The organism is Flavobacterium sp. 90 (assembly GCF_004339525.1).
GTDB lineage: Bacteria > Bacteroidota > Bacteroidia > Flavobacteriales > Flavobacteriaceae > Flavobacterium.
This window is the reverse complement of record NZ_SMGE01000001.1, coordinates 2,285,582-2,290,695: the sequence shown is the minus strand read 5'-3', so window position 1 is coordinate 2,290,695 and position 5,114 is coordinate 2,285,582. Positions and strand designations below refer to the sequence as shown.

The window sequence follows — 5,114 nt, the reverse complement described above, 5'->3', positions numbered from 1 at the left end:
GGTCTTCTTTTGTTTTGGCTTTTACTTTATTCTTCAAGGGGCATCAAAAAATAAATTACAGCACTCTTAAACATTTATAATTATGAACCTTCTTAACTCACAAAGAAGGCTAACTTCAAATCTAATTCTTATTAATTCTCAACTTTTACGATAGCCATTTTTCCATTATATGGTTTGCTTCCTTTTGCTTCTAATGCCTTAGTTGCTTCAGATAAACCTTCAAATTTCTCGTAATAGATATAGTATTTACTTGTTGTTATATTATAAAAGAAATTAACATCTGTACGTCCTGCGGCAACCGCTTTGGCAAGGAATTCATCTCTTTTTTCGGCACTGCTGTGAACCGCGATAATCAAATAATAACCACTATCAGAATTTTTAATATTCTTAATAATCTGCATGTTTGACTGATCTTCTCCAAAATCAAAATCGTTTGCAGTTAATGGCGTACTACTTGGTTTTGTTGTTTCCTTAATACGTTTTAGAGCTGCTAGGTCCTGTGCATATCTTCCCTGATCATTTTCGTAAGCGGCACGTTTAATTCTACGTTTTTTCTCGATTTCAGTTTCTGCTTTAATACGTTCTAAATCTGCCAGTAATGCTGCACTATCTTGTTCTGCTTTTATTTGTGCTGCTTTTAATTGGTTTATTTTTTCCAGATACGCTCTATTTAAAGCATCATTTTTATTCGGTACTTTTTTAAGTCTTTCATTATATAAATTAGTCAACTTGTCAATTTCTGCTTTTTGCATTCTGTTTGCGTCAGCAAGTTGGTTTTTTAATGCTTCTAACTGACTATTTTCTGCAGCAACACTTTTGAATGGTTTAGGCTCTTTATAAATTCCTTTATCACTTAAGTCATTTTCTTCTTTTAAGTCGTTCAGGTCTTTTTGTTTGTTAGCCACTGTCGCATTAAACTGTGCCAATATATCGCTTTGTGCTTTTCCTGAATTTTCTATAGATAAAGCCAAATTATCAATTGCTTTTGCTGTATCATCTTTAGGAGCTGAAGCAGCTTTTGCAGCTGCTGCATCTGCAGCAAGCTTAGCTTTTAATTCAGCTTCTTCAGCTAATTTTGCTTGTAAAGCTTCCGCATCAGCTTTCGCTTTTGCATCTGCAGCTAATTTTAATTGTAATGCTTCTGCATCAGCTTTGGCTTTTTCTTCAGCCGCTTGTCTGGCTCTGATCGCGTCTTCTTCAGCTTTTGCTTTTGCATCCGTAGCTTGTTTTGCTTTTAATGCATCTGCGTCAGCTTTTGCTTTTGCATCTGCAGCTAATTTTGCTTTTAATGCTTCTGCATCAGCTTTTGCTTTTGCATCTGCAGCTAATTTCGCCTGACGTGCTTCTTCTGCTAATTGCAATTGTCTAGCTTCTTCTTCTGCTTGTAATTGTGCAGTAGCCTCAGCATCTGCTTTTACTTTTGCATCAGCTAATAATTTTGCCTGAAGTGCAATCATATCAGCTTTCGCTTTAGCATCAGCAGCCAGTTTAGCTTGTTGTGCTTCTGCATCGGCTTTTGCTTTTGCGTCTGCAGCTAATTTCGCCTGACGAGCTTCTTCTTCAACTTTTGCTTTTTCTTCAGCAGCTTGTCTTGCTTGTAATGCTTCTGCATCAGCTTTGGCTTTTGCGTCTGCAGCTAGTTTAGCTTGTAATGCTTCTGCGTCAGCTTTCGCTTTTGCGTCCGCAGCTAATTTTGCTTGTAATGCTTCTGCGTCAGCTTTTGCTTTTGCGTCTGCAGCTAATTTTGCTTGTAGTGCTTCTGCATCTGCTTTTGCTTTTGCGTCTGCAGCTAATTTTGCTTGTAATGCTTCTGCGTCAGCTTTTGCTTTTGCATCGGCTGCTAGTTTAGCTTGTAATGCTTCTGCATCAGCTTTTGCTTTTGCATCGGCAGCTAATTTTGCTTGTAATGCTTCTGCGTCAGCTTTTGCTTTTGCATCGGCTGCTAGTTTAGCTTGTAATGCTTCTGCATCAGCTTTCGCTTTTGCGTCCGCAGCTAATTTTGCTTGTAATGCTTCTGCATCTGCTTTTGCTTTTGCGTCTGCAGCTAATTTTGCTTGTAATGCTTCTGCATCAGCTTTTGCTTTTGCATCGGCTGCTAATTTTGCTTGTAATGCTTCTGCGTCAGCTTTGGCTTTTGCATCGGCTGCTAATTTTGCCTGACGCGCATCTTCAGCCTCTTGTAATTTTTTAGCTTCAGCATCAGCTTTCGCTTTTGCTGTTGCTTCAGCATCAGCTTTTACTCTCGCATCTGCTATTAATTTTGCTTGCAAAGCTTCCATGTCGGCTTTTGCTTTTGCATCGGCAGCTAGTTTAGCTTGTAATGCTTCTGCATCAGCTTTTGCTTTTGCGTCTGCAGCTAACTTCGCTTGTAATGCTTCTGCGTCAGCTTTTGCTTTTGCATCTGCAGCAAGTTTAGCTTGTAATGCTTCTGCATCAGCTTTTGCTTTTGCGTCTGCAGCTAACTTAGCTTGTAGTGCTTCTGCATCGGCTTTCGCTTTTGCGTCTACAGCTAATTTTGCCTGACGTGCTTCTTCATCAGCTTTTACTTTTGCGTCTGCAGCTTGTTTAACTTTAAGAGCTTCAGCATCTGCTTTTGCTTTAGCGTCGGCTACTAATTTAGCTTGTAGAGCTTCTGCATCAGCTTTCGCTTTTGCGTCTGCAGCTAATTTTGCTTGTAATGCTTCTTCATCAGCTTTTACTTTTGCATCAGCAGCTTGTTTTACTTTTAGAGCGTCAGCGTCAGCTTTTGCTTTAGCGTCGGCTACTAACTTAGCTTGTAATGCTTCTGCATCAGCTTTCGCTTTTGCGTCTGCAGCTAATTTTGCTTGTATTGCTTCTGCGTCAGCTTTTGCTTTTGCATCTGCGGCTAGTTTAGCTTGTAATATGTCTTCTTCTGCTTTTGCTTTAGCATCTTCAGCTTGTTTAATTTTTAAGGCTTCAGCGTCGGCTTTTGCTTTTGCTTCTGCAGCAAGTCTTGCTTGTCTTGCTTCTGCATCAACTTTTGCTTTTGCATCAGCAGCTAATTTTTCTTTTAATGCAGCATCTTCTGCAGCTTTTGCTTTCGCAGCAGCGGCAAGTTTTGCTTTGTTTGCTGCATCAATACTCGCTTTTGTTTTTACTGCCTCAGCAGCCTTTATTTTCGCTTCTGCAGCCAATCTAGCCTGGTATGCGTCTGAGTCTGCTTTTGCTTTTGCATCTGCAGCCAAAATCGATTGTAAATCTGCGGCTTCAGCTTTTGCTTTTGCATCTGCTTTACGTTTCGCTTCTGCGGCATCAGCTTTTGCTTTTGCATCTGCAGCTAGTTTAACTTTTAATGCTTCTGCATCTGCTTTTGCTTTATTATCTGCTTCTAATTTCTTAGCTGCTGCTTCTGCATCTGCCTGAGCTTTTTCAGCATTTAATTGTGCTTGCGTTTTTTGTGGCGCAGCAACTTTTGCTTTTGCTGCAGCTTCAGCGTCTGCTTTAGATTTATCTGCTGCCAACTTCGCTTTCATAGCTTCTGCATCTGCTTTTGCCTTATCAGCTGCAAGTTGCGCTTGTGTTTTTTGTGGCGAAGCAGCTTTTGCTTTTGCTGCGGCTTCAGCGTCTGCTTTAGATTTATCTGCAGCCAACTTCGCTTTCATAGCTTCTGCATCTGCTTTTGCCTTATCAGCTGCAAGTTGCGCTTGTGTTTTTTGTGCTGTTGAACCTGGTCCTGCAGGTTTGTTTGCAATTGCTTGTGCCCTTGCTGCTGCAGCGGCATCTACTCTTGCTTTATTATCTGCAGCTAATTTAATTCTGCGCGCTTCTGCATCGGCTCTTGCTTTATCAGCTGTTAATTGTGCTTGTGTTTTTTGTGCTGCACCAACTGCTCTGTTTGTAGTTGCAGTTTGTGCTCGCGCTGCTGCTGCTGCATCGGCTTTTGCTTTTGCATCTGCGGCTAATTTTATTTTGATAGCTTCAGCATCTGCTTTAGCTTTATTGTCTGCTTCTAATTTTGCTTTTGCTGCAGCTTCGGCATCAGCCTTCACTTTTTCGGCAGCTGCTAGTCTTGCTTGTTTCGCTTCTGCATCGGCAACAGCCTTAGCTTCAGCAGCTAGTCTTGCTTTTTCGGCTCCATCAACACGAGTAACCGGAGTACTCGGTTTAGGTTTCGCTTTAACAGGTTTTGCTTTTGCAGGATCTATAAGAGAACCTTCTTCATCGTCTCCGTAATAGTAATTTCTGTTTTTGAATTTATATGCAATAGCAAATTCATGAGAACCGCCAAGATTTGAGAAATTACCCATTCCTCTTTCGTAGTTGTATTCGATCGCAATACTTGGCGAAATATTAACTCCTAATCCTGCTGAAACTCCATATAATGTATTATAACCTGCTTGCGCCCAAACTCCTTGCTGAAGTGTAAGCATGGCAAGACCTGAAAGAACTGTTTTATCTTTTTTTACTTCTGTTTTTACAATTCCCGAAAATTTACTTCTTTCAAAAAAGCCATAGCTGTCAATGTATCCAGTGTACATTGCATGCAATTCTATTGCTCTTTCCGGATCGTCTTTTACGATTCCTGATCCAAAATTGTAAAGGATTAAATTGTTAATCGATAATCCAAAATCAAGAAATGCTGTTCCGTAGTTAATTCCTGGATTTACAGTAAGCAACATATTTGATGGATAATCACCATTTAAAATAGTTGGGTCATCTGAGATTATTTTCCCCTGATCCAATCCGCTTTTGTAAAAACCTACATTCAAACCAAAAGTTAGATTGCTGTCTTCCTGCAAAACGATATTATGAGCAAAGTTTCCTATTCCTCCAAACACGGTCATTAAACCATAATTTTGCTGAAAAAGACCAAAAGCAAATGCTTCATTCTCTCTAAAACGACCTGAATAATTGGCTAAATAAGTTTGTGGGGCATTATCAAATTGCACCCATTGTCTTTTATTATAAAAACTTGCATAGGCATTTGTCTCACGAACAAAACTGAATGCAGGGTTGATTAAATATCTATTAAACTTTAAAGAATTTCTTATAGGTAACGAAAACGAAACAACTCCATTCTCATTTTTGTCCTGAGAATAGAGTGCATTTGAAAAACCGTAAAATAAAGTTATGAATAGTAAAATTTTCTTCAT

At 39.6% G+C, this 5,114-nt stretch carries 1 protein-coding gene; it reads right to left on the bottom strand.

The genetic code is table 11. The features are described from left to right. Positions 1-131: 131 nt before the first annotated feature. Complete coding sequence (locus C8C83_RS09310) at positions 132-5,114, bottom strand: type IX secretion system membrane protein PorP/SprF (RefSeq protein ID WP_121328055.1); 4,983 nt, start codon at positions 5,112-5,114, stop codon at positions 132-134.